Source organism: Streptomyces sp. NPDC029296 (assembly GCF_055569255.1).
The window spans coordinates 1-26,787 of the sequence record NZ_JBVHXT010000072.1 but is presented as its reverse complement, the minus strand read 5'-3'; the positions used below and the strand labels follow the sequence as shown (position 1 = coordinate 26,787).

12 protein-coding genes, 2 pseudogenes and 1 CRISPR repeat array are annotated in these 26,787 nt (G+C 69.3%); of the genes and pseudogenes, 3 read left to right on the top strand and 11 right to left on the bottom strand.

Features of this window, described 5'->3' with window-relative positions:
- Nucleotides 1-72: 72 nt before the first annotated feature.
- A CRISPR array of direct repeats spans nt 73-344; the repeat unit is 28 nt.
- Between the two features lie 3,525 nt (nt 345-3,869).
- On the bottom strand, nt 3,870-5,693 hold the full coding sequence (locus ACZ4W9_RS38605) for a DUF2207 domain-containing protein (RefSeq protein WP_467943908.1): 1,824 nt from the start codon (nt 5,691-5,693) through the stop codon (nt 3,870-3,872).
- A gap of 1,050 nt (nt 5,694-6,743) precedes the next feature.
- Complete coding sequence (locus ACZ4W9_RS38600) at nt 6,744-7,535, bottom strand: XRE family transcriptional regulator (RefSeq protein WP_467943907.1); 792 nt, start codon at nt 7,533-7,535, stop codon at nt 6,744-6,746.
- 1,050 nt (nt 7,536-8,585) lie between these two features.
- Here ACZ4W9_RS38600 and ACZ4W9_RS38595 point away from each other — a divergent pair.
- Entirely contained in the window at nt 8,586-8,864 is a 279-nt protein-coding gene (locus ACZ4W9_RS38595; RefSeq protein ID WP_467943906.1) for a hypothetical protein, read from the top strand.
- A 220-nt stretch (nt 8,865-9,084) separates the two neighbouring features.
- On the opposite strand, the pseudogene ACZ4W9_RS38590 reads toward ACZ4W9_RS38595, so the two are convergent.
- The 4 genes and pseudogenes from ACZ4W9_RS38590 to ACZ4W9_RS38575 all read right to left on the bottom strand — a co-directional run.
- Nucleotides 9,085-9,219 (bottom strand): annotated as a pseudogene (locus tag ACZ4W9_RS38590) (transposase); the annotation flags it as partial.
- Nucleotides 9,159-9,866, bottom strand: coding sequence for a hypothetical protein (locus ACZ4W9_RS38585; RefSeq protein WP_467943905.1), 708 nt, complete (start codon nt 9,864-9,866; stop codon nt 9,159-9,161). The pseudogene ACZ4W9_RS38590 and the gene ACZ4W9_RS38585, both read right to left, overlap by 61 nt.
- 520 nt (nt 9,867-10,386) lie before the next feature.
- Complete coding sequence (locus ACZ4W9_RS38580; protein ID WP_467943904.1) at nt 10,387-10,686, bottom strand: ATP-binding protein; 300 nt, start codon at nt 10,684-10,686, stop codon at nt 10,387-10,389.
- A gap of 480 nt (nt 10,687-11,166) precedes the next feature.
- Nucleotides 11,167-12,063, bottom strand: a complete 897-nt coding sequence (locus ACZ4W9_RS38575) for an ETEC_3214 domain-containing protein (protein ID WP_467943903.1) — start codon at nt 12,061-12,063, stop codon at nt 11,167-11,169.
- A gap of 247 nt (nt 12,064-12,310) precedes the next feature.
- On the opposite strand from ACZ4W9_RS38575, the pseudogene ACZ4W9_RS38570 reads away from it, so the two are divergent.
- A pseudogene (locus ACZ4W9_RS38570) lies at nt 12,311-12,580 on the top strand (transposase); the annotation flags it as partial.
- Nucleotides 12,581-18,971: 6,391 nt separating this feature from the next.
- On the opposite strand, the gene ACZ4W9_RS38565 reads toward ACZ4W9_RS38570, so the two are convergent.
- From ACZ4W9_RS38565 to ACZ4W9_RS38545, 5 genes are all read right to left on the bottom strand, one after another.
- Entirely contained in the window at nt 18,972-21,314 is a 2,343-nt protein-coding gene (locus ACZ4W9_RS38565) for a hypothetical protein (RefSeq protein WP_467943902.1), read from the bottom strand.
- Nucleotides 21,315-22,384: 1,070 nt separating this feature from the next.
- Nucleotides 22,385-23,296, bottom strand: a complete 912-nt coding sequence (locus ACZ4W9_RS38560) for an FAD-dependent oxidoreductase (protein WP_467943901.1) — start codon at nt 23,294-23,296, stop codon at nt 22,385-22,387.
- The gene (locus tag ACZ4W9_RS38555) at nt 23,293-23,871 is read right to left on the bottom strand and encodes a cysteine hydrolase family protein (protein ID WP_467943909.1); all 579 of its coding nucleotides are present in this window, start codon (nt 23,869-23,871) and stop codon (nt 23,293-23,295) included. Before ACZ4W9_RS38555 ends, ACZ4W9_RS38560 begins: the two co-directional genes overlap by 4 nt.
- A gap of 5 nt (nt 23,872-23,876) precedes the next feature.
- Nucleotides 23,877-24,893: a helix-turn-helix domain-containing protein gene (locus tag ACZ4W9_RS38550; RefSeq protein ID WP_467943900.1), complete on the bottom strand. Its 1,017-nt coding sequence runs from the start codon at nt 24,891-24,893 to the stop codon at nt 23,877-23,879.
- A 355-nt stretch (nt 24,894-25,248) separates the two neighbouring features.
- Nucleotides 25,249-25,596: a GntR family transcriptional regulator gene (locus ACZ4W9_RS38545; protein WP_467943899.1), complete on the bottom strand. Its 348-nt coding sequence runs from the start codon at nt 25,594-25,596 to the stop codon at nt 25,249-25,251.
- 374 nt (nt 25,597-25,970) lie between these two features.
- On the opposite strand from ACZ4W9_RS38545, the gene ACZ4W9_RS38540 reads away from it, so the two are divergent.
- The gene (locus tag ACZ4W9_RS38540; RefSeq protein WP_467943898.1) at nt 25,971-26,579 is read left to right on the top strand and encodes a hypothetical protein; all 609 of its coding nucleotides are present in this window, start codon (nt 25,971-25,973) and stop codon (nt 26,577-26,579) included.
- Nucleotides 26,580-26,787: the final 208 nt, after the last annotated feature.

The window sequence follows — 26,787 nt, the reverse complement described above, 5'->3', positions numbered from 1 at the left end:
GCTGCGTCCAGCACCACAACCCACGTCAATGAAAATGGCCGACACCGCTAACATCGTCCCAGCTCATCAAGTGTCGTCCCCGCGCTCGCGGGGGTTGCTCGTCGAGGCCAAGCGGGCGCTGGTAGACGAGTTCGTCGTCCCCGCGCTCGCGGGGGTTGCTCCTGGCCACCTGGTGGCAGGCCCGCCGCTACATCATCGTCCCCGCGCTCGCGGGGGTTGCTCGTTCCGGGCGCTCGTCGAAGCCCGCGGCGGCGCATCGTCCCCGCGCTCGCGGGGGTTGCTCGAGGGACGTCGGGCCATGGATCGACGCCCATCAATCGTCCCCGCGCTCGCGGGGGTTGCTCGCCCTCGCCCTTCTCGGCCACGGCCTCGGCCAGGTCGTCCCCGCTGGGGTTGCTCCAGCTCGACGTACTGCTCGGTGTCCCGCTGCGCGTTGTCCCCGCGCCCGCGGTGGTTGCTCACCGATCAGGCCCACGGTCGGGTCCACGACCTCATCGTCCCCACGCGAGCATGGGTTGCTCGTCGCCCGACCCATCACCGAGGCCCTGCGGCGGTCGTCCCCGCGCGAGCGGGGGTAGCTCGGCGTCCGGGTGGGCCGTCGTCGGCGCCGGTATGTCGTCCCCGCGCGAGCGGGGGTTGCTCGGCTATCGGCTTCGGCGTCGTCTACGGAGGCGGGCCGTCCCCGCGTCCGCAGGGGTTGCCCCTGGACGACCATCTTGCCGATGTCCAGGCCGTAAGTTGTCCCCGCGCCCGCGCGGTTGCTCCCCTCGCTGTGGTGGCCGGCCAGCCCGCGGCCAAGTCGTCCCCGCTTCCGCGGGGGTTGCTCCCAGCGCTTGGTGTCGCCAGGGTTGACCCTCATGTCGTCCCCGCGTCCGTGGCGGTGCCTGAAGGTCGCCTTCGTCCATGGCCTCCGGGACCGTCCCCATACCCGTCGGGGCCCGAGCGGCAGCAGCGCTGGTACGCGTTCTGCGCTCGCTGCGGCCCGGGTAGCTCAGGTGCCCGACCGGCCGATGGGAGGTTTTGGCCGTCGACCCCGCGTCCGCGGGGGCAGTCCTTCGTCGGCTCCAGCTGCTTCACTGCCTCCAGGACCGTCCCTATGCCCGCCGGGGTCCGAGCGGTAGCAGCGTTGGCTGGCACGCGTTCTGCCCCCAGCACCACGATCGACGTGAATGAAAACGGCTCCCCCGGCTAGCATTGTCCCAGCTCACGAAGGGTCGTCCCCCAGCTCCCGACCAACGCCCATGAAAGGCACGCACATGACGTCGTCCCCGCGCGAGCGGGGGTAGCTCCGACAACGACCTGTACCGCCAGGTCGACGCCCTGTCGTCCCCGCGCGAGCGGGGGTAGCTCATGACGACCGCCCTTCAGGTCGCCGCGGGCGAGGTCGTCCCCGCGCGAGCGGGGGTAGCTCACGCGCTTGGCGTTCGTCCTGGCTGCCGAGGTAGTCGTCCCCGCCTCCGCGGGGGTCCTTCCACCGGGGTGCTCGACCAACTGCGTGGTCCGGCTGGGCATCTCGTCCCCCCGCCAGCGGGGGTTGCTCGCCCCCCCCGGAGTGAGCTGGACACGGTCGATGTAGTCGTCCCCGCGCCCGTGGGGGTTGCTCGAGTGGCCCCGTCGATCGCCCTTGAGCAAGGCGGTCGTCCCCGCGCGAGCGGGGGTTGCCCGCCGCCCGGCGTCTTCTACGAGGACTGGGAACGATCGTCCCCGCGCGAGCGGGGGTTGCTCGCCCTGGTCCTGCTCGGCTCGGTCGCGGTGGGCGTTGTCTCCGCGCTCGCGGGGGTAAATCGACGGCTGGCGGCTGCGTCGGGCAGGTCATCCGGTCGTCCTCGCGTTCGTGGGGACGGGTGCCGTGCGGCGGGCGGTGGCGGCGCTGGTACGCCTTCTGCCAGCACGGCGGCTCGCAGTACGACGAATCCGCACGTCCAGCCGTAACGGACCTGCCGCACGCGCCGCACCGGTCCCGCCGTTACGGATCCGCGTGAGAGCTGTGCGGCATGCCCTCGAACCGACCAACACCACGGCCGACGTGAATGAGAACGGCTCCGGCACCGTCCCAGCTCATGAAGTGTCGTCCCCGCGCGAGCGGGAGTAGCTCCGGAGGTGCCGGGTTCGGGTGTGCCGGGTTCGGGGTCGTCCCCGCGCGAGCGGGGGTTGCTCACAGCGCATGGGCCCTTGCGACCCGACCGCCCGGCGTCGTCCCTGCGTAAGCGGGGGTTGCTCGGTCGATCGGCTGTCCGAAGAGGACATCGTCGGGTCGTCCCCGCGTCCGCGGGGGTTGCTCTGGCGGGGGGCTTCCTCGGGCGTGCGAAGGGCGTCGTCCAAGCGTCCGTGGGGGGGCAGGCAGGTTCGACACCGGCCGACGTCCGCCCCGGGGCGACCCCGCGAGCGGCGAGCGGCTGCTCGACGTCCTCGTTACCGCGACGGTCGCCGTCGTTTTCGCGCACGCCCCTTGAGGGCACCACCGAGCTTGCCGTCAGTCCATTCCCACAGCAGCACGGTGGAGGCGCCGCTCGCGGACGGACTGCTGAGTCTCGTGTACTCCCAGCACCACAACCCACGTCATTGAAAACGGCCACTCCCGCTAGCATCGTCCCAGCTCATGAAGTGTCGTCCCCGCGTAAGTGGGGGTTGCTCCGTGCTCCGCTCGACCAGCCCCTCGGCCGTCAAGTCGCCCCTGCGCGAGCGGGGGTGCTCGCCCTGGTCCTGCTTGGCTCGGTCGCGGTGGGCGTTGTCTCCGCGCCGCGGGGGGTGCTCGGACGAGCGTAGCTTCCTCGCCGCCGAACCAACGTCGTCCCCGCGCTGGCGGGGGTTGCTCGGCCTAACGACGATGACACGTTCCCCCCTCGAGGTCGTCCCCGCGCGAGCGGGGTCGTTCGCGGCTCGACTCCCCCGGCGCCGAATCCCCCGTTCTTGAGTCGTCCCCGGGCGAGCGGGGGTTGCTCCGCGGCGGTGGGGCGGGAGCTGGGCCGCTCGGAGTCATCCCCGGGCGAGCGGGGGTTGCTCCCAGTACCAGACCGCCATGGCGTACCACGCGCCGTCGTCCCCGCGCGAACGCGGGTTGGTCGCCCCCGCGCCCGCGGGGGCTGCCCGAGAGCGCACGCACACCGGCACTCCACCCGCCGGGCCGGTCGTCCGCGCTCGCGGGGCAGTTCTCCGCCGGGCTCAACTGCTCCACCGACTCCGGGGGCGCCCCCAGACCCCCTGGGGTCCGAGCGGCAGCAGCGTTGGCTGGCACGCGGTCTACGCTCGCCACCATCCCAGCACCACGACCGACGTGAATGAAAACGGCTCCCCCGGCTAGCATCGTCCCAGCTCACGAAGTGTCGTCCCCGCGTCCGCGGGGGTAGCTCGATCCCCACGTACTTCGCCTCGCTGGAGATGGGGTCGTCCCCGCGTCCGCGGGGGTAGCTCCCCACGTCTACGTCACCTTCGCCAACCCGTTCCTGTCGTCCCCGCGTCCGCGGGGGTAGCTCGCGGAGGGACGTAGCAGCGGTGCCCTCTTCCAAGTCGTCCCCGCGCCCGCGGGGGTTGCTCCCTGCGTGAAGCCCCATGCTGACGCTATGGACCCGGTCTCCTGTGGCCAGCCGGTGGCCGGACGCCTTTGGACGACGTAACCTCAGCGAGGACAGACTAACCAGTCGCACGTGCTTTGATCAGGCAAAACGTCACTCGGCAGCACGGCCAGGCACCACGTAGCACGAACGCTCACGGTCTCGTAATGCGTAGGTCGTCGGTTCGAATCCGACAGGAGGCTCCGGCAAAAGCCCCGGACAGACGTCGTCTGACCTGGGCTTTTGTGATGTTCCCAAGAGGGCCGTGCCCGTACGCGTCTCCGTTTTGGACCTCGTGGCCGCCCGGGGCCGGGCAGGTCACCACGAGCCGCCGCCACCGCCGCCCGCCCCGTCGCCCACCGAGGACCCTCCGCCGCCGAAGTCCGACGAGGCCGACGACGAGGAGCCGGACGACGAACTCGGTACGGACACCGGCGTGGTGTTCGAGGCGATCGCGTCGATCACGACCAGGGCAAGGAGTGGCGTGAGCAGTGACGGGCCTCGCTGGGGCCGGGCCGGGACAGCGGTCGACTTCGCCACCGCAGCCGACCAGCGGTCGGCCTCGCCGAGCGCGACCGCCCAGCGGGTGTAGAGGTCGAGGACACCCGCCGCGGCGGCCTCCTCGACCTGTCGGGACCCGGCCCCGGCGAGATACCGGCGGAAGCCCTCCACCCGCAGCCACAGGGCGTTGCCCCGCGGCGTCCGGAGATACAGTTCCTCGGATGCCCCGGTCAGCATGAGACCGGCACCCGCGAGGACGGCGACGGCCGGCAGCAGCACCGTCCAGAAGCCGTACGGCCGGCCCGCGCCGACCCCACCGACGACGACGCCGATGACACCGGCCAGCAGGGCGACCGGGGCGGCGTCGGCCACCTTGCTGCCGATTGAGGCCGAGCGCAGGTCCCGCAGCCCACGCAGCCAGGTGCCGAGTCCGGCGTCGATCCGCTTCCAGCCCTGGCTGAAGGACCGGTCGTATGAGCGACCCAGGGTGATCCGGTCGCGGCCGGCGAAGATGTAGTCCAGCGTCTCCCGCACCTCACGGTCGGCGCGCGGGGCGTCCGCGCGGGCGGGGCGGACGAGGACGGGGTGGGAACCGTCTCCCTCCAGGACGACGTGGCCGTCCTGCACGGCGGTCAGCAGCCAGGCCGTCCGGTAGTGCGAGTCGGCCCCGCCGAGGAGGAATCCACCCTGGGCCGGGGTGAGTTCCCCGGGCGGGGCGGATACCTCGGGGACGAGGGAGGGAAGCCGGGTGATGTCGAGGCGGCGGACCGGTGCGGCCGGGTCCGTGCCAAGACCGGCCGGATCGTCCCGGTGAACCTTCTCGCGTCCGGCCAGCCGCTGCGCCCCCTCGGCGACCAGTCCGCCCAGCAGGACGCACCCGGCCACCAGGAGCAGCACGTCGAGCAGTCCGGGGCGGCCGGTGGACCGCACCGCGCCGGTGGGTTCGGCGGGCGCGTCCGGCGCGACGGCGAGGGCGGCACCGGTGTCCGCGGCGACGGTGATCCCGCGGTGGGCGGCCAGGGCGCCGAGCCCGTAAGTGAGCCGGCCCGGCTCCGGTCGGCCGGTCGCGCAGACGGTGCGAGAGCCCGCACGGCCGCGGACGCAGCTGGGGTCGTGCAGAGCGTAGGGGGCGGTCACCTGGATCTCGACGTCCCTGAGCTCGACGTACCAGCCGGTGCCGACGGCGTTCCAGGCCAGTCGTCCGTCGTGCGCGACGTCGGGCAGCCGGTAGACGATGCGGTAGCGGTGGAGTCCGCTGACCGTGCCGTCGGGGTCGCCGATCCGGACCCGGGTCTCGTCGTCGTCCCCGCCGTAGGGCTCGATCTCGTACGGGACCGGCTTGCCGTCCATGGTGACGTCCACCTCGGACGCCTGTGCCTCAGGATCCAGGCCGGGTACGTCCCGGTAGATGCCGTGACGGGAATCGGTGCCGAAGTCGTAGTCGACGACCTCGGTGATCCTTGCGGAGCCGTCCTTCGCCAGCTCGGCGCTGACCCAGAGCCGGTTGACGGTCTCGGGAGCGACGAGCGCGGCGGCGAAGACGGCCAGCCCGCCCAGGAAGGATGCGAGGACGATCAGCAGGCCCACCCGCCAGCGACGTCTGCGGCGCACCTCGCCCACTTCGGTCACGGCTGTGCTCACTGGCTCCCCCTATCGTCCCCAGCCCCGGCCCCCGGCGCGCTGCGGGCAGGCTACTACTCTGCTTGCGGAACGCGATCTTGCTGGTCCGGTAGCAGGTCTCGGACCGAGCTGGTCTTTGTTTCGTCCGTCCGGTCCGGTGCGCTTGCTGTTTCAGCTGGGCGGATCAGTGAGCGGTGTGCATCGTGAAGTTGTAGGTCACCGATGTGGCGTGCGGGGCGGAAAGGGCAGTCGGGCAGGTCCGGGCCGGTAGTGCCGTCCCCGCGCCCGCGGGGGTTGCTCGCCGCCCCGGCCCCGAGCCCAGTTGTCCCACCGGTCGTCCCCGCGCGAGCGGGGGTAGCTCGACTGCCGGCGGCGGCGTAGGTCAGGTGATTAGGTCGTCCCCGCGTCCGCGGGGGCCGCCTCAGCACCAGGCCCGGGGTCCCTCGCCCCCGGCACGTCATCCCCGATGCGGGTGCCGGCACGGCCTGCGTCAATCCGGTCCAGGCCTCGGTTTCGGACGGAGGCGTGGACGAGCATCCCCAGCAGGTGATGGTGCGGCGCCGCCTCGGCTGCCGCGCATCCTGTGGCCGCTGCCATTCCAGGCCACGATCGACGTGAATGAAAACGGCTCCCCTGGCTAGCATCGTCCCAGCTCAAGTAGTGTCGTCCCTGCGCGAGCGGGGGTTGCTCGGCCGTGATCCTGCGGACCACCGACGGGGAGTTGTCGTGTCGTCCCCGCGCCCGAGGGGTAGCTCGCGCGCTCTCGGCCTCACCGGCGACTTCGTATCGTCGTCCCCGCGCGAGCGGGGGTTGCCCCTCTATAGGCTGACCCAAACCAGGGTTCAGGATGTCGTCCCCGCGCGAGCGGGAGTTGCTCGGCGTGCGCGCTCGGGCTGTAGGCGATCTCGACGTCGTCCCCGCGCGAGCGGGGGTTGCTCCTCTTCGCTGACCTTCTCGGCGTGCAGCCAGTTGTCGTCCCCGTGCGAGCGGCGAGCTTCTGGTTGATGTCCCGTACCCGCACGGTCACAAGTCTGCTGTCGGCCCATTGCGGGGGTGGAGGAACGGCGGCTGTCAGGTAACCGCTTGGAGCAGCGTGGGGACGCCGTGGGCCTGCTGGTAGGGGGTGAAGGCGGGGATGAGGTCACGGACGGGTTGGACGCAGCGGGGGGCGCCGATGCGCTCGGCCAGCGAGAGTGCTTCGAGGGCGGCGGCTGCTGCGGCTTCGGGTTCGCGGCGATCGAGGTGGCCCTGGGCGCGGTAGGCGTGGAAGATGCCGCGCGTCTTGTTTCGGCCGGGCGGCAGGAGTGCTTGCCCTTCGGCGATGAGCGCTTGGGCGCGGGTGGTGTCGCCGAGGTCGAGCAGGCACCTGCCGGAGTCGACAGCGAGGTCGGCGGGTGAAAGCCACGAGCACCAGGTCGGCATGTCGCCGGGGTCTCCGCTGCCGAGGAGGCGCTCGGCAGCGGCCAGGGAGCGCAAGGTGGCGCGGTGATCGCCGAGTGCGGCTTGGGCGCGCGCCAGACGCAGGTTGAGAAGCGATCTGGCTGCCGGGTGGGTGGTGCGGCTGAGTGCCCTTTCGAGGATCCTGGCGGCGGTTGCTGGGTCGTTGCGCCAGGACGCCTGGTAGGCGATGTCGCTGAGAAGGGCTGCGCCCATGTCCCGGTCGTCGGCGGCGTGCGCGTTGTGCAGCCCTGCGATCCAGTACCGGCTTGCCGCGCCGTGCTCGCCGTGGTCGAAGCGGATCCAGGCGATCGTCTGGGCCAGGTTGGCCGCCAGCTTGTGCAGGCGCATGCCCAGGGCGCGGGGGTAGCGGCCTGCGTCGATCGGGTCGGTGACACGGGCCAGGTGGGCGTCGTAGAGGGGCACGATGTGCTGGCGCTGGCCGGTGGCCAGGGCGTTGAGGCGGGCGCTGGTCTCTTCGAGCAGGGTGACGACGTCTTCACCGACGGTCGCACCAGGTGAGGGTTGTCCGTGAGCGTGGGCAACAGGTTCGGTGCCCGCCCAGCTGTCGGCCAGAGCAACGAGGGCGGCTCCCGGGATGGCGCTGAGAAGGGTGCGACGCTAGGACCAGGAGGTCCTCCCCGCGCCCGCGGGGGTAGCTCGACGCGCACATCGGCTTGGATCGTCGTCGTTCCGTCGTCCCCGCGCCCGCGGGGGTAGCTCCGCTGCGGCCGGCATGCCGATGTCGATCTTCGGGTCGTCCCCGCGCGAGCAGGGGTTGCTCGTCGATCGACGATCTTAAGGCGGCCCACCGTGCGTCGTCCCCGCGCGAGCAGGGGTTGCTCCGGGTACGGCTTCGGTGCCGCCGCTATCGGCTCGTCGTCCCCGCGCGAGCGGGGTAGCTCCACCTGCCTGGAAGTCGCCTTCGCCCATGGGGTGTCGTCCCCGCCGCCCGCAGTGGCAGTTCTCCGCCGGCTCCAGCTGCTCCGCGTCCGGGACCGTCCTCATGCCCGCCGTGGTCCGAGCGGCTGCGGGGTTGGTTGGCACGCGTTTTGCGCTCGCTGCCATCCCAGCACTATGACCGACGTGAATGAGAACGGCTCCCCCGGCTAGCATTGTCCCAGTTCACGAAGTGTCGTCCCCGCGCGAGCGGGGGTAGCGCCGCCTTGTACGCCCTGTTCGCGGTCGCGATGGAGTCGTCCCCGCGCGAGCGGGAGTAGCGCAAGATGCGCACGACCTGGATGGCGTGGGGGAAGCCCAGGCCGAGATCGTCAGGTTCGGTCGCTTTCGGCCACCAGTTGACAGCTCAATCGGACGACCCGAGCAGGATGGCGGATACAGCAGGGGCCGACACAGCGGGCAGTCACGAAGAGGGCGTTCTGCTACTCGTCGTAGCCGGTGCCGGGCTGAGTGGCGTCGTCCTTTGGGCTGCGGGACCATGGTAGTTGGGGGTATCGGAGCAGCGCGGAGGAACCGATGGAGCCCCGGAACGATTTCACGGACGATCAAAAGAAGGTGATCGACGAGGCCACCGCGGAGCTGGAGGATCTGCTTCTTGATCACGTTAGGAAGGCCTATGCGGAAGCGCGGGAGAGGCTGACGGCCGCCGGAGTCCATGTCGATCCCGAAGGCAGTTACTGCCACATTTGCCTGAATTCGCCACACCCTTGCGACAGCTACGTCCCGGGCTTCATGGGACAGTGCAAGAGATACAGCTGCCATCACAGCAGCCTGTTCCACAATCATCCGCCCTAGGGCGTGTTGACATTCCAGTCGGGCTCGCGACGCCGGGGCACGCGCCTCGCCGCGCGGGCCAGAACCCCGACCGACAGATCGCCTCCCTGTCGTCTCCGCGTGAGCGGGGGTAGCTCGTACGGTAAGGGCTACGCGGGCACCTGGGCTGTGTCGTCCCTGCGTTCGCAGGGTTAGCTTCGCCTGCGAGACGGTCTACTGCCGCAGCGGTCGGTCATCCTGGTGCCCGGCCGGAGTACAGCCGTTGCACCCCTGCCGACCGTGTCCCCTTCTTCAGGAAGCCCGCATCGTCCACGATCAAGACTGCATCCTGGTCGCCGGGGTTGTCGACGACGTACTGGCGAACGTCGTCGAGGACCTCACTACAGCAACGCCTCGTGTTCGTACTCGGTCACCGACGCGGTCCGAAGAAGCTGCCGGGTCGTTCTCACCGGGCTGTGGCTCGGATTCCCTCTTCTTCATTTCGTCGTGCTCGTGTCGTAGATAAGGGCGCACGGGAAGGTACTTGCCCGTGATCTCGATCGGCGGCCCGTGTCCTGGAAGAAGCGGAAATTTGGTGACGTCATACACGGGCCTCGCCTGGCCATACAGATTGACTACTTTACCATCTCGAAAGCGTTGAAGCTCCTTCCATGAAACCTCGTCGCCGGCGATCTCTGCCTTGCGATTGTCGCCCTCAATAGGAGTAGCGTTCCACTGAATCGAGGGTTCTTCTCCGCCCCCTCGCCAGGGGCCGCCATGGCAAGACCCATTTGTTCCCCAGACCTCGCTTGTGTAGTTTGTCGCGCTGGCCGGGGAAGAGAACTCAAGTTGCTCGTTCGGCATGCCCGCCCAAGCGTTGTACTGAGCGCGGTTCGGTAGATCGCCCGACGTCACCTGGGAAAATGTGGTTTGATTCAACGTGATCGTGGTGTCGGGGCCTCGGCGAAGCTCGATTTTGACCTGCGGATCGCAGGACTGGATGATCCATTCGACTACTGTTCCCGAGCTTTTCTGGTAACCCACTTGCACAAAGATAAGACCAAGTCGGTAGACGCGAACAAGGAAATCTTCGGTTGCTCCTTCTGGTAGATTTCCGTAGCTAGTGCTATCCCCTGTATATCAGCCGATTGACCGTTCCGAGGGTCCGTTCGACTGATTCGATATCTGATCCCAAGCTGAGGCCGCGGACTCGTTCAAGGTCTGACTTTCCATCGTGTGGCCACACGGCTTGGACTGCGGTGATAATGCCTCCGACTGCTGCAAGGAAACCCACAAGGGTTCCGATGCCAGTCAGCGTCCTTTTTGACAAAAAGCGCTGCACCGGGCGGTGGCCTCCATCACGATGTGTCACATCTCCCGGGTCTTCGGGTGTGCCCGCCTGCCCGTCATCAGTCACGCCGCACGTCCTCCCAGAGAATGTCCTACTGCCCCACTTTTGTTTCGGTGATCCCTTGGTACACCTTGCAGGGCGGATCGTTCCTCGGGCGTGGGGCCGGACGGCTTACAGCGGCTGACCCAAATGATTTGCTATGCCGGTGGGTGATCAGTGGCGATCAGCGAGTCCGGCTTGCGGCAAGACCGGCCGACCCCACCGCGAACACGTCGCCGCGTCCACGGCCCGGTCGTCGACCGGGTCGGGCAGGGGTAGCAGGGCGCAAAAGGTACAGCCCTGGCCGAGGACGGTGTCGAGGGTGATCCGGCCGGCGTGGGCGGTGACGATGGCGAGGTGGAGGCCGGAGCCGCGCGGGGAGTCGTCTGTGCGGTAGAAGCGGCCGAAGACGTGGGCACGTTCGGCCGCGGTGAGACCGGGGCCCTGCGCTGACTCACCCCGAAGCCGTTCCACAGGCGGTAACGCTCGCCGAAACGAGATTGTTACCCCCACCCCCGGCGTCCAGCATGTCGTCCGCTACGGATGCGGAAAGCTCCGCTCCCTCACCGCTTCGGGCGTGGCCCTTCCGTGATACCAAAGTGCGTCAGTGATGTCGTGACCAAAACGAGGGCGATGGGATGCCCGTTCTCGTGCACTTCGCTCTGCACCTGCAAGTCGAAGTGCGAGGCAGTGACCAATACGAACGGTGAACCCCGTCTCGAGCTGGCTCGGCCGCCGGCCGAGCCCCTCCCTGCCCCCGCCTCACTGGCCAGCAGCTTTACAGTCCTCCACGGGTTGGCATTTCTCTACCTGCGGTGACCTGCGAGTATGCGATGCCAAAGTGGCGACGATGCCAGCGCTTGGCCGTTGCCGAGCGGCGCCTGCCAGAGCCGGGCTGCGTGAGCCCAAGGCCTGCCGAGCCGACGACCTTCGCATCCGAGCGTAAATACGGACCTAAGGCCCTGACCAGGGAAACTTTGACAAACTAGGGGGGATGAGGATGGGGTTCGCACCGATCTGGTCAGGATAGACGTTGAAATCAACCGCGGAAGATGTCTCAGCATAGGTATTGACGGCATAATCGGACATGAGATCTCGACCCATCTTATCGAGCTTTTCTACAGGAATAGTAAGAATGTAATCCTCGGATTTGAAACGCTGCAGCTCGTTATTGAACCAATCGTCCCAGGCAGTGCCGGAGTGGGTCGACTTGACGGCTTTCCATGGGCATAGGTTTGTAAGTCCCCAAGCGTAGGATCTTCCAAGATAAACGTTGGGCCGGATCGCGAAATAGTAGTGCGGGCCGAGGGTTGGGCCGTAATATGCCTTTACTGCACCCGTGCTGGAGACCGATGAAAGCACTGATGAGAAGGGTGTCTTATTCAATGTCACCGTTCTCATCTGCTGGTTATCCCGATAAGTGAAGGAGGGATTGAAGTCCGAACTGCAGGATGTGACAGCGTATGCGACGACCTGGTTGCGCGGGTCTGTCACGGCATCAACCCAGTATTCGTCACGAGGCTGGAAAGTGTTTTGAGTGAGATTCCCCGAGCTCGCCTTGCTGATCGCGACCTGGATAGACGGCCGACCTAGCTGTTCCTTGAATTTATCAAGGGTATAACCAGCTTGAAGCTTGGAGAGCTTCGCGTACTCTGCAGCTTGCCAATTGAAGCGTTGCTGATACCAGTGCCCGCTGGCGACGTATGCAGTAATGAAAGTACTCACTGCCGTGACGGCGCTGCTGAGGTAGAGAAGTACAACCAAAGGCAGATTGCGTTCGGTCAGGTTCTTGAAGCGCTCGCCAAGTGTCGGTTTCTTTCCCTGTGCGTGCCCGCCATCGGTCTCGCCCATAGAGCATGGGTATCTCACTGTGGTGTCGCATGCCACCAATTACGCCAGACGTGGGAGCGTGGCGGCTTTGGGAGACGAGGTGACCTGGGCGGTCGCCCTGGCCGACGGCGGTGCGGCCCTGCTCCTCTGGAGTCCCGAATTTTTCGTCGTACCACCCGTTTCGCCATCCTCGAAATCAGGCGACCACCCATCCCCGCACCGCCTGTTGATGGTCGATAGACGTGCGTGTGCCCTACTGTTGGCGTACCGGCAGTACTCCGGCACCGCCGGGCGGACGGAGAACTGCCAGGTCGGCGTCTTCCTCGCCTATACAACCGACCGCGGGCGGACACTGATCGACCGCAGGTTGTATCTGCCCACCTTCTGGACCGACGACCGCGACAGGTGCCGCCGGGCCGACATCGACGACACGGTCGCCTTCGAGACCAAGGTGGCCATGGCCAAGGCGATGGTCCGCCGCGCCATCGCGGACAAGATCCCGTTCCGGTGGGTGACCGCGGATGCCGCCTACGGCTTCGTCGTCCCCGCGCCTGCGGGGGTAGCTCGGACGGCGACTCCCTCGGCGAGAACACCCGCGCGTCGTCCCCGCGTCTGCGGGGGTAGCTCGTTGGCCTTGACGTCGTCTATGCGGAGCTTGCGGTCGTCCCCGCGTCCGCAGGGGTTGCCCCTGGACGACCATCTTGCCGATGTCCAGGCCGTAAGTTGTCCCCGCGCCCGCGCGGTTGCTCCCCTCGCTGTGGTGGCCGGCCAGCCCGCGGCCACGTCGTCCCCGCTTCCGCGGGGGTTGCTCCCAGCGCTTGGTGTCGCCGAGGTTGATCCTCATGTCGTCCCCGCGTCCGTGGCGGTGCCTGAAGGTCGCCTTCGTCCATGGCCTCCAGGACCGTCCCCATACCCGTCGGGGCCCGAGCGGCAGCAGCGCTGGTACGCGTTCTGCGCTCGCTGCGGCCCGGGTAGCTCAGGTGCCCGACCAGCCGATGGGAGGTTTTGGCCGTCGCCCCAGCGTCCGCGGGGGCAGTCCTCCGCCGGCTCCAGCTGCTTCAGTGCCTCAAGGACCGTCCCTATGCCCGCCGGGGTCCGAGCGGCAGTAGCGGTGGCTGGCACGCGTTCTGCCCCCAGCACCACGATCGACGTGAATGAAAACGGCTCCCCCGGCTAGCATCGTCCCAGCTCAAGAAGTGTCGTCCCCGCGCGAGCGGGGGTTGCCCCACAGCCCAGTCCACCATCAGCCGTCTCGTCAAGTCGTCCCCGCGCGAGCGGGGGTTGCCCCGTGGTCTTGGCGCTGCCGGGCGGGCCGATGACGTCGTCCCCGCGCGAGCGGGGGTTGCCCGTCCTGCCCCGCCTTCGCCGCGTCCGCCAACCAGTCGTCCCCGCGCCCGTGGGGGTTGCTCAAGCAGCTTCCAGGTCAGTGGTCCGGGCAGGCCGTCGTCCCCGCATTCGCGGGGGTAGCTCGCCCTTGCGCATGGCGGAGAGGACGAGGATGGGTCGTCCCCGCGCGAGCGGGGGTAGCTCGTATGCCATGGCCGAGCTTGAAGACCGCATCTTGTCGTGCCCGCGGGAGCGGGGGTAGCTCCACCCCGGCGCCGCGCCAGGCCGGCGCCCCGGTCTCGTCCCCACGTCTGCGGGGATAGCTCGGCGACGTACCCGGACGTCGCCCACCAGATGGCATCGTCCCCGCGCCTGCGGGGGTTGCTCCACCTACTGCACGGTCCGCCGTCGGCGGCTGGTCGCTTGCGCGTTTGAGATGATGCCCCGTCAAGGTAGCCCAGATGACCGAGGCCGGGACGAACTCGTCGAGGCGGCGGGGAGGACCTGTGCCCGATGTACGGCACCGACCTCCAGGTTCTCGCCGACGCTCTGGTTGCCGCAGCCCAGCCCGACCAAGGCGGCTACCGCGACGACGCCACCGCCACTCTGCTGCTCCGGGCCTTCTCGAACTTTGGAACGCGGTGTCGGCCCGGGCCCGGGAAAAGGGGCACGAGGTACGAGCCGGTGCTCTGGGGCTGCGCCCGCCGTGCGGCAGCAGCTGGACGTCGCGTGTTGTGTGTCGGCGGTGGGTCGTCCCCGCGCCTGCGGGGGTAGTTCAGGGAGCCGTAACCTCCGGGCAGAGTGGGGTCGGTCGTCCCCGTGTCCGCGGGGCTTGCTCCCGGGTCAGTCAGAGTTCCGAGCTGTGCAACGTGTCGTCCTCGCGGCCGCAGGAGTTGCTCCGGCACCACGGTGGTAGCCGGCGTCGTCGACAGGCCGTGCCCGCGTCCGTGGGGGTAGTTCGGCGTCCGGGTGGGCCGTCGTCGGCGCCGGTATGTCGTCTCCGCGCGGAGCGGGGCAGTTCTCCGCCAGCTCCAGCTGCCCCACCGCCTTGAAGGTCGTCCCCATGCCCGCCGACGGTTCGAGCGGCAGCAGGACCAACTGCCACGCGTTCTGTGGTCGCTGCCACCCCAGCGCTTCGACGTGAATGAAAACGGCTCCCCCGGCTAGCATTGGCCCAGCTCAAGAAGTGTCGTCCCCGCACGAGCGGGGGTAGCTCGGTGTCGGCCAGTACCCCGCCGGAGGGGTCGGTGGTCGTCCCCGCACGAGCGGGGGTAGCTCTTCCAGGCCGCCGACCTGCTCGATGACCGGGGTGTCGTCCCCGTACGAGCGGGGGTAGCTCCCGCGAACGCCTCCTCGCCGCACTCCGCGACGCGTCGTCCCCGCACGAGCGGGGGTAGCTCGCCCGACACCAGATGGACCCCGCCGAGGGCCCCGTGTCGTCCCCGCACGAGCGGGGGTAGCTCGGCCAACGAGGAAGACATCCCGGACGCCGAGATGTCGTCCCCGCGCTCGTGGGGGTTGCTCCCGGATGGTGAGGCCGCCGAGGACGTCCGACTTGTCGTCTCCGCGCGAGCGGGGGTTGCCCGTCCGGCTGGTCCGGGATCACCGGCGGGTGCTTGTCGTCCCCGCGTCTGCGGGGGTAGCCCCGCCACGTCCGTGATCAGGGGCGGTACGGACGCGTCGTGCCCGCGCTGGCGGAGCGCACCGGTTCAGATGGCCGGTCTTCGGGTAGAAGGCGACGGCGGCCACGTGGTCAGGCAGTTGGTGGGCAACGGCGGCCGCGGTGGCGGGCCAGCGGTCCAGCACCCTGCCGCCGGCGGCCGACGTGCGGACGCCGCGCTTCCGCGCGGGTCTGCGCCACCACATCGTCCTCGAGGCCTTCCAATGCCGGACACCTCGGGCGGGGCCTGGTGCCGCCGTCCCCGGATCCCGCAGAGGTAGCTCGAACGGGATTGGAGCGAGCATCCAGGCCGGACCGTCGTCCCCGTGCCTGCGGGCCTGGCCTTCACCTACTGCATGGTCCGCTGCCGGCGGCTGGTCGCTTCCGCGCCCGAGGTGAGGCCCGTGCGGGGTGATGCAGAAGACCGGGACCTGGACGAACTCGCCGAAACAGCGGGGAGAATTTGTGCCCAATGCATGGCACCGACCTCCAGGCCCTCGCCGACATGCTGGTTGCCGCGACCCAGCCCGACCACGACGGCTACCACGACGACGCCGCCACCACCCTGCTGCTCCAGGCCCTCTCGAACTCTGGAACGCGGTGTCGGCCCGGGCCCGAGAAAAGGGGTACGAGCCGGCGCTCTGGGTCTGTGCCCACCGCGCGGCAACATCTGGACGTCGCGTGGTGCGTGTCCCCATAGTCGGTCGTCAGTCCGCGGGCGGTGTCCCCGCCGGGACTGCCGCTGTAGGGGACGGGTCGACGGCGTGCTCGACGGTGAAGTCCCGCACCCTGAGTGGGTAACTGCCCCACGTTCAGCGCTTGCTGCGTCCAGCACACAACGCACGTCAATGAAAACGGCCGACACCGCTAACATCGTCCCAGCTCATCAAGTGTCGTCCCCGCGCCCGCGGGGGTTGCTCGCTCACGAAGGCTCAGTCCTCGGCCTTGCCGGAGTCGTCCCCGCGCCCGCGGGGGTTGCTCTCCACGTCCGCATGCCGACTCCGGAGGAAGCCGGTCGTCCCCGCGCCCGCGGGGGTTGCTCGACTCCGCCGCCCGCGTAGCCCCACCAGCCGCCGTCGTCCCCGCGCGAGCGGGGGTGGGTCACCAGATCTTCGTACTTGCGGGCGGTCTCGTCAGTCGTCCCCGCGTCCGCGGGGGCAGTCCCCCGTCGGCTCCAGCTGCTTCACTGCCTCTGGGACCGTTCCTATGCCCACCGGGTCCGAGCGGCAGCAGCGGTGGCTGGCACGCGTTCTGCGCCCAGCACCACGATCGACGTAAATGAAAACGGCTCCCCTGGTTAGCATCGTCCCAGCTCAAGAAGTGTCGTCCCCGCGCGAGCGGGGGTAGCTCGAGGCGGGCGCGCGGCCGGCGCGCTCGCCCAGGGTCGTCCCCGCGCGAGCGGGGGTAGCTCGAGGCGGGCGCGCGGCCGGCGCGCTCGCCCGGGGTCGTCCCCGCGCGAGCGGGGGTAGCTCCATCGACCTGTGGCGGCAGTGCTGGCGCATCCTGTCGTCCCCGCGCGAGCGGGGGTAGCTCGGGGAGCCCGGCCGAGGAGTACATCAAGGCCCGGTCGTCCCCGCGCCTGCAGGAGTTGCTTGAGGACGCACAGCCGCGCGCCGAGCTGCTGGCCGTCGGTCCCCGCGCCTGCGGGGGTTGCTCGACCACCCCGGCCCGCGGGTACGCCGTCCGCGCTCGCTGGGGTTGCCCACCGGGCGGTTCAGCGCGACGCCTTGCCCCGGGTCACCCCCTCGCGAGCGGCGATAGCTTCTGGTCGACGTCCTCGTCACCGCGGCGGTTGCTGTCGTCCTCACGCGAGCTGCCCCTCCGGCGGGCCTGCCAGCGTCACAACTCACGTCACTGAAAACGGGTGGTCTCGCTAACATCGCCCCAGCTCATCAAGTGTCGTCCCCGCGCCCGCAGGGGTTGCCCCCGTGCCCAGAGCGCCGCGAGACGTGACCAGTCGTCGTCCCCGCGCCCGCAGGGGTTGCCCGGTGTCCGGGACGACGATGCCGGCCTTCCACTGGTCGTCCCCGCGCCCGCGAGGGTTGCCCGCCGAGGCTACCGCCGCATGAAGGTCCGCGCCGGTCGTCCCCGCGCCCGCGGGGTTGCTCCACACCAGGCCCGGGCCCCGCCCGGGGTGTCGTCCCCGAGGCGGGTGTTGGCACGGTCTGCGTCGTCGTCCCTGCGTCCGCAGGGTAGCTCTGCGGCCGTGGCCGAGGCGCCCGACTTCGACTGGCTGTTCCCGTGTCCGCGGGGTAGCTCGCATGACGCCGACACCCATGCCCTGTACGCGCCGTCGTCCCCGCGCGAGCGGGGGCAGTTCTTCGCCGGCTCCAGCTGCTCCACAGCCTCCGGGACTGTTCCCATGCTTGCCGCGGCCCGAGCGGCTGCGGGGTTGGCTGGCACGCGTTGTGCGCTCGCTGCCTCCCAACACCACGACCGACGTGAATGGAAACAGCTCCCCCGGCTAGCATCATCCCAGCTCAAGAAGTGTCGTCCCCGCGCGAGTGGGGGTTGCGACTCCAGGTGGTTGTCACCGCGGACCTGGAGCGGGTCGTCCCCGCGCGAGTGGGGGTTGCGAGTGGGGGTTGCTCGATCACCTGGGACGAGTGCGAGTTCACGATCGAGTCGTCCCCGCGCAAGCGGGGGTTGCTCGCTGTGCGAGCTGGCCTAGCTGGAGATCCAGACGTCGTCCCGGCGCGAGCGGGGCTCCGGGAATGCACCGCCGAGCTTGCCGTCGGCCCACCCCCAGCAGCAGCCTGGTGGGGGCGCATCTCGCGGATTGACGACCGACTTGGGTAGCTGCCGCGTGGTCGGTGCGTGCCGCGTCCCGCAGCACAACTCATGTCAATGAAAACGGGTAGTCCCGCTAACATCGCCCCAGCTCATCAAGTGTCGTCCCCGCGCCCGCAGGGGTAGCTCGCCGGGAGGGGCCACGTGGCCGAGGGACCTTGTGTCGTCCCCGCGCCCGCGGGGGTAGCTCGTCCGACGTGGGAGTGGAGATCGCCTCCCAAGGGTCGTCCCCGCGCCCGCAGGGGTAGCTCTACCGCAAAGGTCTGGAAGGAAGAGGCCGGAGCGTCGTCCCTGCGCGAGCGGGGGTGGCTCGCGATCCGATGACGCGACCGCCGCGTACGTGTGGTCGTCCTCGCGCGATCGGAGGGTGGCTCGGCGTGGCTCGCCCGCGTCGTCGGCCTCCAGCAGTCGTCCTCGCGCGAGCGGGGGTTGCTCGCCCTGGTCCTGCTCGGCTCGGTCGCGGTGGGCGTTGTCTCCGCGCTCGCGGGGGTAACTCGACGGCTGGCGGCTGCGTCGGGCAGGTCATCCGGTCGTCCTCGCGTTCGTGGGGACGGGTGCCGTGCGGCGGGCGGTGGCGGCGCTGGTACGCCTTCTGCCGGCACGGCGGCTCGCAGTACGACGAATCCGCACCTCCAGCCGTAACGGACCTGCCGCACGCGCCGCACTGGTCCCGCCGTTACGGATCCGCGTGAGAGATGTGCGGCATGCCCTCGAACCGAACACCACGGCCGACGTGAATGAAAAACGGCTCCCCCGGCTAGCATCGTCCCAGCTCGTGAAGTGTCGTCCCCGCGCGAGCGGGGGTCGCCCGGCGTACGCGAACTTCGGCTCGCCCCTCTTGGCGTCGTCCCCGCGCGAGCGGGGGTCGCCCCCTCGCCGGCAAGGCCGCCGACGGCACGCGCCTGTCGTCCCCGCGCGAGCGGGGCGTCCGATCAGCCGGTTGCCCATGCAGTGGCAGGGCCAGTCGTCCCCGCGCGAGCGTGGGTAGCTCGATGACGGCCGAAGCAGCGGTCGACAACCTGCCGTCGTCCCCGCGCCCGCGGGGGTTGCTCGGCCGAGGACGGGCCTGAGTTGGGAGCAGGTCGGCCGTGGACTGGCACTCCGAACGTCACCCGGCGGGCCGAGCTGCGGCTACTGGCAGCTTCGCCGGTGTTCAGGGGGTTCGCTGCGATAGTCGGCCCGCTGCGGCACGGATGCGCAGTACGCGGAGCTGGCCAAGCCGTTGCTGCAGGAGGTACTGGGCGGTGCGGTGTCGGGCCTGTTCGGCGGCTTCCTCCGCAGCGCGGTGAGCGGTGGGGTGGCGGCGCAGGACCATCTCGTACACCGCCTTCGCCTCTGCGTCGGTTTCCTCGCTGCGCAGCAGCCGCTTGAGGGCGCTGGTGCGGCGTTCGGCCAGGATGCGGTCGGCCACCTCCCGTTCGGTGAGGGACTGAAGCTCCGGCCGGCTGTCGTCGTGCCGACTGGCCTTGGCGAGCAGGGCCTGGGTGTCGGCCTGGCACCGGTCGGTGAGCCGGGCGACGTCGTCAGGGTCGTCGAGGTCCACGCGGACGGCGACGGCCAGGTCGACCGCTTCGTGCAGCAGGTCCTGGATGCGCTGGCGGTGGGTGCACTGCGGGCACAGCCCGGCCGCCTCCGGCAGACCGCACTCCGCGCAGGGCGCAGACCGTCGCGCCTGCGCAGCTGCCTCCTGCTGTGCACGGCGGCGGGCTGCCACCGCCCGCCGCGCCTGGACCGCAACGGCCTCCCGCGCACGACGGGCTTCGGCCCGCGCCGCTTCGCGGAGCGTGTGCTCGCGCAGCTGCCGCTCGTAGACCGCGCGCCACTGGGCTGTACTGGCGCCGGCGAACTGTTTGTCGGCCAACGCCCGCAGCCGGGCGCGCTGAGCGCGCCGGCCGGCGATGACGGTGGTGCAGGCGGGACAGTCGGCGCGAGTGTCGAGGCGAATCCCGTCGTCACAGCGCGGGTCCGCGCAGGCCTGCCGCTGGACCAGGCCCCGCCTGAGGAGCCAGCCCATCGGATCACGCACCAGCGCTTCCCCGCCGACTTCCTCCAAGCGGTCGGCCAGACGGTCTGCCAGCAGCCGCGGCGCGGCCTCCGGCTGCTCCAGCATGCCGGCCAGCCGCCTCAGCTCAGCCTTCGTGGCCGCCTCGACTTGGTCCTGCTGCCAGCCAGACAGCCGCTCCCACAACCCGGCGACCGGCCCCAACACCACACGCAGACGAAGATCAACCGGAAGGCCCATCCTCCGCCGGTGCCGCGCCTCTTCCCAGCCCAGGGCCTTCGGCCGACTACCGATCCCAGCACCGATAGCACACTGCCCACCCTGCTCATCGACCGAAGACTCCTTCGGCTTTTCCCCGCGCAGCGGGCCGTCCTCGGCGACCGGCGGCGTCGGCTCGACAAGGGCCGCCTGGCCGTCGGTGGCCTGGTCCTCGCGCGCGCACGCGCGCTCCGGCCGACGGCCTTCACCCCCACGGCCTTCGCCGGAAAAGCCACCAGAGAGCGTGAGAGAACCACCAGCAATAACCCCAGAAGCGTGGAAAGCGTGGTGCTGTGCAGTTGCGGCGAGGTCTGCAGATCCGGCCGATCCGCCCTGGCCAGGGCTCTCGAACCCAGTCGCCACAAGGGCCTCGCCCGTCTCCACAGACTCAAGATCCCCGGATGCAGTACCGGCGAGGTCTGAAAAAGCGGCCTTCGCGACCCGGTGGGCCTCCCGCACGGCCAAACCATGGGCCTTGGCGACCGGCACCAGGCGCACCCGCGACTGCGCGTTCAGGCCCGAGTCCGTCTCCTTGCGTACCACCTCCGCGACGCCGTACTCCTGGAGACGCTTGAGGACTTTCGCCCCGGCCGCCGCCGAGCAGCCCAGCAGCCGCGCGACCGTCGCCGCCGGACGCCCCCGGGACGCGTCCACCGACCCGGGGCAGAGCTGCAGCCAACCCGCCGAACCCGTCGTCAGCACCATCAGCAGCAGCCCAAGCCGATCCGTCGCCGCACCCCGGCCCGTACGACCGGCAAGCAGCCCGGCCGGGACCGGCGCCTTGTCCTTCGGCGCCCACCCCGGGCCGAACAGCACCTCACACAGGCTCAACAGCACCGCCAGCTCCGAACGGGACAACGCCAGAGCGTGCCGCCGGTCGCCGGCCTGCTGAGCCCGGTACATCGGGATCACCCAGCACTCCAGGCCCGTCGCGTGCCCGAAGGCGTTCGTTGCGACATTCGAGCAGAGGAACCCGGCAGCGCGCAGCTCGGGCAGCACGGTGTGCGCAACCGTCGACTGGGAGACCCCCAGCCACCGGCCGAGCTCCGCCGCCCAGATTTTCGCCTGGTAGTCGTCGCGAACCTTCGCCTTCGCCATCAGTACGACCGAGGCCAACCGCGCTCCGTCCGACGCTCCGGCCAGCGCCGGAGACGAAACCAGTGCGCGCACCGCGGCGAGCAGCCGGGCACGCATTGTCTTCGACAGCTGGAGCGGATTCCCCAGCTCCAGCGGCACGACCGGACCAGCCTGCTCTGGTACCGACCGCAGCCGACGGCGCGAGGTCCCGCCGACGAACTCTGCACGAGGGCGCGGCAGCACGGCGGCCGGCGCCGCCATGGCACTCACCGGTCTGCCCAGGCAGAGAGCGTGATCGCAGTCATCCAACGACCGTGGGCCAAGGCGCCTGTGGACAGGTTTCGTTCAGAGGCGAAAGCCCCGCACGCTGCCAGGCGACTAAAGATTTCGGAACTGGTTTCGTCACACGGAACACGACGCCTGAAGGCACCGAGCGCGAGCAGGCCCGCTCCAGGCCGGTGCTTTTCAGCCGCGGCGATCGGGTTCACGGGACCGGCGCACGACGTGATGTCAGCCACGGTTGCACGGCGATGTGGCTGGTCGACGTGGCATGGCGGGTATGTGCGGGCATGGCGGAGCTGGCGGCCCGCAGGATGGTCATGCACAATGACTCCTGTGTCGAGGGGCTCGCCTCACGGCATGACGAAGCCCCTGATGGTGCTTCGCGTTCGGGTGGAATCGAACGGATGTTGAACTGCTCAACCGGCTCCCAACCGGTGGCAGAACCCTCGGAGGGCCTCCCAAGCTCTCCGGTGGCAGATGGGCGCTGAGCCGAGGTGACTCCCAATCACCTGTGGCTGAGTGACCCGGGGCGGCACGAAGACCCATACCGGGCGCCGCCCCGCGATGACTACGTCATCCCGGCCCCCTCACCAGAGGCGCGGACCGGGACGTGCACGGACAACACGGACGCCCCGTCGAAGGACCAGCAACTGGCATGGCTGCTGACCCCACGGCGGGGTGCGGCGTGTCGAGTGTCGGGTACGGGTACCCTGATCACGTCGGCACCTCCTTCTGGCAGAAAAGGGTGCTCGGCAGGCTTCCGGACCCCCATCACAAGGTCCGTTGGCCACGTGGCCCCTCTCGCCTTGCTCAAGGGCGATCGACGGGGCCACTCTCCTTTTTGATCAACGATCGGGATCACTCTACCGTTCCACGAGCACTCGGCATGCGCCCCAGGACCACGTGTCGGGGCCTGCAGCGGCGCCATCGTCGCGACCTGTACCAGCTCAGACCCGCTCAAGCGCGGTGGAGTAGTAGTACGCCAGGGCCGCTTCAGCTCCTGAGCCCTGTGCCGTGGCGATGCGCTGGAACCGACCCGACCGCAGATCCCCGGCGATGAAGACCCGAGGGTGCTGCATCCCCGGAGGGCAGTATCCGTCCTGGTCCACCGCGAGCCCTTCAAGAGCCGCCGGCCGATTGCCGAGATTGCTCAGCACGGCCGTTGCGACATAGGCGCTGCGCTCACCTCCGCGATTCTCGACCTCCACGATGAAGTCGGTTCCATGAAGGGCCTGTGAAATGGCGACATGAGAAACCGGAACTACCCGGACTCGATCGTCCCCTGACACCTCCGCCAGTTTGTAGTCGTCCGCTGCCGGGGCGAGGACATGGAGTGTGACGGAGGACTGAGGATGAGCCCGCAGCCAGGTGCCCAGCGGTCTGTCACCTCCAAGAACGTACGTCCGCGGCCCGACCTGCTCGGGCGTCGCACGCCACAGCGGAGGCGGGGACAGCGATGGCGCGGCGCTGATCCAATCGGTGTCGGAGGGCGTCGTCGCCGCCACGCCCGTGCCGACCACGACGGCCTGCGCGGTGAGCACCTGGGCGTTCGCGAGGAGGACTTCTGCTCGGTCGGAGTGCCCCTTGACCCTGACGGCGCGAGATCGGACCAGTGAGCATCGACCCGCCTCCTCAAGGCGTGCCAGATCCCTGGTTAGGGCCTCGGCCAGCTGGGGGCCGGTTGTCCAGCTGCCGGAGACGTTCTCCAGTGCACCGATGGTCTGGAGCTTGCCGCCGACGCTGGCGGACTCCACGACGAGCACCCTCATGTTGAGGCTGGTGGCCATGAGGGCGGCCGCCACGCCAGCGGGGCCGGCCCCGACTACCAGGACGTCGGCGTCGAGCGAAGGTGTACTCACTGGATCTCCCCAGTTCCTCTGATTCGAGACAGAGCGATGTCGCTGGTGACGAGCTGATCGACGCCCAGGTTCCGGGCCGCGAGTAGCAGGGCGGCCTCGTGGTACTGGGAGCCGCCGCTGGAGGCGCAGGCGTCGGTGACGATCCACGGCCGGTAGCCCCGTTGATAGGCAGCCGTGGCGGAGTCGTACACGCAGGCGTCGGTGTCGATGCCGCACAGCACCAGGTCACGCCAGCCGGCATCTTGGATGAGTTGCGATCCCTCGGGCGTGAAGATTGATGCCTGAGCTTTGTCGATGACCATGGTCGAGTCGTTGATGAAGGGAGCCAGATCCTTCACGAACGCCTGTTCCTCGGCGGTACGCAGCCGCTTCCAGCCGGAAATCGTTTCGTAGGGCGAGCCCGGCGCATTGTGAAACCGGGTGAAGACCACCGGAGCACCGGCTGCTCGCCAGCCGTCCACCAACCGTATGACCGTCGGGACAACATCGCGGCTGTGCTGGTTGACGAAGCCCTGCTGTACGTCGATGACCAGAAGCGCTGTCGATCGCGGGTTCAACCCGTCCACCTTTCCCATGGCCATCAAGGCCTGCTGTCTCGGAGGGCGTCCTGAGCGGCGCGCAGCCGATCGGGGAGTTCGCTCGTGGTCAAAATCGCTTCGCGCATCATGCGGTGCTGAGCCGTCTCGGTGGGACGCGCGGTTGTGAGCCTGTAGTACGCACTCCGTAGGAAACGCCAGCCATACTCGGGCGGCATCACCGGGTCGTGGCCGTCCTCGACGGTGTGCAAGACGTGGGAGGAGAGAGCCCACAATGCCTGGACATCCAGCTCCAGAGCGACGATCTGACTTATCGTGAGGGCGCGCTCATCCGGCTGAGGGTGATAGGAGACCCCGGACCATCCGGCGACACCCTTCGAGACGCCGCCTCCGAAAGGGACAGCCTCGGCGTGAGCCCAGCCTTCGCGGAACTTGGCGGCCTCGACGTCCGGTCCCAGCGAGACGACGTTCTCCGGGTTCTGGCGATTGACCAGGACAGAGGGCGTGGCCAAGAGCTGCAGCGCGGTGTCCAGACCCGCGCTCGTCCAGGAGTGCTCGCGGAGTTCGTAGACCGACAGCACGTACTGCGGCGCAGGCACCTCGCGACTGGGCGTTCCCTCGGCAGCGTGGAGCTTCATGAGCTGCGTGATCCGCTCGCCCGCCCAGGCGGGTTCCTGCAGATATGTGCGGTATCGCCACACCGCCAGATCGGTCAGCGATTCGACGCGATGATGCTCCTCTAGGTGCACTACGGCAACGCCGCACCCGTAGACGTGGATCGTCGACGACTGAGCCGAGTGGTGTCCCGCCGGAAGCGTCCGGCGCTCTAAGCCGCCCGGGCCGGAAGGCGCGGGAGCGCCGACGGCGTACAGGGAGGCGCTCTGCTCGCCCACGTAGGCCGGCAGGAACTTGTGGGAGACAACGGTGCAAGGCGCTGGCCGCGGAGTATCGGCGCCCGAGGCCGCGACTGCGGAGCCGCGAAGGGCAGCCAGACGCAGACGGAACGCCTCCTGCTCCTCCGGGGTGCACTGGTTGAGCGCCGTATCGAGGATCTGTGCCATCTGCGGACGGCACACGCTGCTTCTGTTCCTCTGCCAGTGGGAAACCGTTCGCGGGCTGATCCCGAGGCGATCGGCGAACCCCCGCACCGACGCGCGCATTACTGATCGCAACAGCAGTGCCTCCTCGCCTGTCCACTGCTCAACTGCGATCACTACACACCTCTATGACGGTCTGGGGCCAGGCGGGAAGAGCCCTGTTGCGACGCTATTGCGACACCCCTTCCACGCCGGGACATCTCGCCGAGACGCCCGCAACCCCGAAGCTGATCTCCGTCGAAGTGAATGTCGATGACGAACGGGAGACGCCGTGGTTGCCACTACAGGAGAACGAGGCAGCACTGCGTCATGGACGGGCTCAGGGCTGTGCCGACCCGCTGCTCTGGTTCTGCTCGACACGTTCGAGTCGCGCAATCAGATCGGCGACCTGCTCCTCGAGGCGTCTGATGGCCTGCGTGGTCGGGTCGGCAAGTGCCTCCAGGGCGTTCTCGCGAATGAAGCTCCCGCGGCCCTTGTGGGAGTAGATGACCCCGTCCCGTCGAAGCTCGGCGAAGGCGCGCTGCACCGTGCCGGGCGCGACGGCGTACTTGCTCGCCAACTCCCTGGTGCTCGGCAGTTTGTCGCTGGGCTTGAGTTGCCCGAGCCGCACCTGTTCGCGCACATCCTGCGCGATGCGCTCAAAGGGCTGCATGGCCTCGTCCGTCATGAGCCACATCGTAGTGCCACCTCGCTCGAATAGATAGCCTGCCCAGCCTGGTTGACACGGTACTGATTGTGCTGGTTAGGTTATCTACGTCGACACGGTTGGTCGCCTACCGGGCGCCAACAGCGAAGACGCAAGACCGCGCACCACCGCAGTAGTCGTCCGCCCTTCGGGGCGGCGGGGTAGTCCTCGGGTCACTCCGTAGGACGCGAGAGCACCATCGAACTCCCCCGGAGCCTGACGGCACGACGACTGTGTGCACGTCGCAGCGCTGTGCGCTGTCTGTCCTGCGGGACGCTGGCCTCGCGCCGTGCGCCCCGGAGGGCGGAGAGAGCACCGCAACCCCCTCCCTGCCACTCCGTCCATGAGGAGTCCAGATGCCTGCTCCCGCCATCGAGCGCACCGCCCGTCCCCGCCGTAGCCGGACCCGCTCCCGCGCCGTTAACTCCCGTCCGGCTCTGGCTCTCTCCGCGCTCCGACCCAACCAGTACGACCTGCGACCCGCCTGCGCGTCGCTGGTCTGCCCCGACTGCGAGACGTGGGTGCCGATCACCGGCATCCAGACCAAGAAGCCCAAGCTCGTGCCACACGACACCGGTCGCGCGTTCGAGGCCCCGGCCGTCCGCTGCCGCCTGGGCAGCAACCGCTTGGTCACGGTCGACGTCACGGTGAAGAAGTGGCAGGAGCGCCTGGAGGACGGTCACGCGGAGACCGGCCACCGCCGCCGGACCACCGTGCGGCGCAAGCCCAAGGTCGCGGTCGCCCCGGCCGTCAGCCAGATCGCCGCACAGCGGCAGGCGCCGGCGGACGACGAGCGCGGCACCGGCCGGCCCCTGTGGCGGCTGCGCAAGGAACAGTGGGCGGCGACCGCGTCCGCAGTTCGCGACGCCGACACCCGCCGCGCGCAGCTGCCCGCCGGTGACGCGCCGTTGGGCGCGCCGCCGGTCCCGCTCAGGACGCTCCACCCGCAGCGTCCCGCGAGCTGACCTGTCCCTGGACGAACGACCACGGCCCTGGCCACTCCGACGGAACTGGGGTGGCCGGGGCCGTGGCTGCTCGTACGACCAGCCGAGTTGACCTCCAACGTGAAGGGACAGCTGCATGAAGCTGCCGTTTGTACGACGTACGACCGCCGACGTGTTACGCAACCAGCTCGCCCGTGCCGAGCAGGAGGTCGCCGCCCAGGCCGTGAGC

Excerpts from the sequence above, each read along its gene's own strand:
- ACZ4W9_RS38545 (WP_467943899.1), bottom strand. The coding sequence starts at position 25,596 with ATGACGGACGAGGCCATGCAGCCCTTTGAGCGCATCGCGCAGGATGTG.
- ACZ4W9_RS38540 (WP_467943898.1), top strand. The coding sequence starts at position 25,971 with ATGCCTGCTCCCGCCATCGAGCGCACCGCCCGTCCCCGCCGTAGCCGG.
- ACZ4W9_RS38550 (WP_467943900.1), bottom strand. The coding sequence starts at position 24,893 with ATGGCACAGATCCTCGATACGGCGCTCAACCAGTGCACCCCGGAGGAG.
- ACZ4W9_RS38595 (WP_467943906.1), top strand. The coding sequence starts at position 8,586 with ATGGAGCCCCGGAACGATTTCACGGACGATCAAAAGAAGGTGATCGAC.
- ACZ4W9_RS38555 (WP_467943909.1), bottom strand. The coding sequence starts at position 23,871 with ATGGGAAAGGTGGACGGGTTGAACCCGCGATCGACAGCGCTTCTGGTC.
- ACZ4W9_RS38575 (WP_467943903.1), bottom strand. The coding sequence starts at position 12,063 with ATGGGCGAGACCGATGGCGGGCACGCACAGGGAAAGAAACCGACACTT.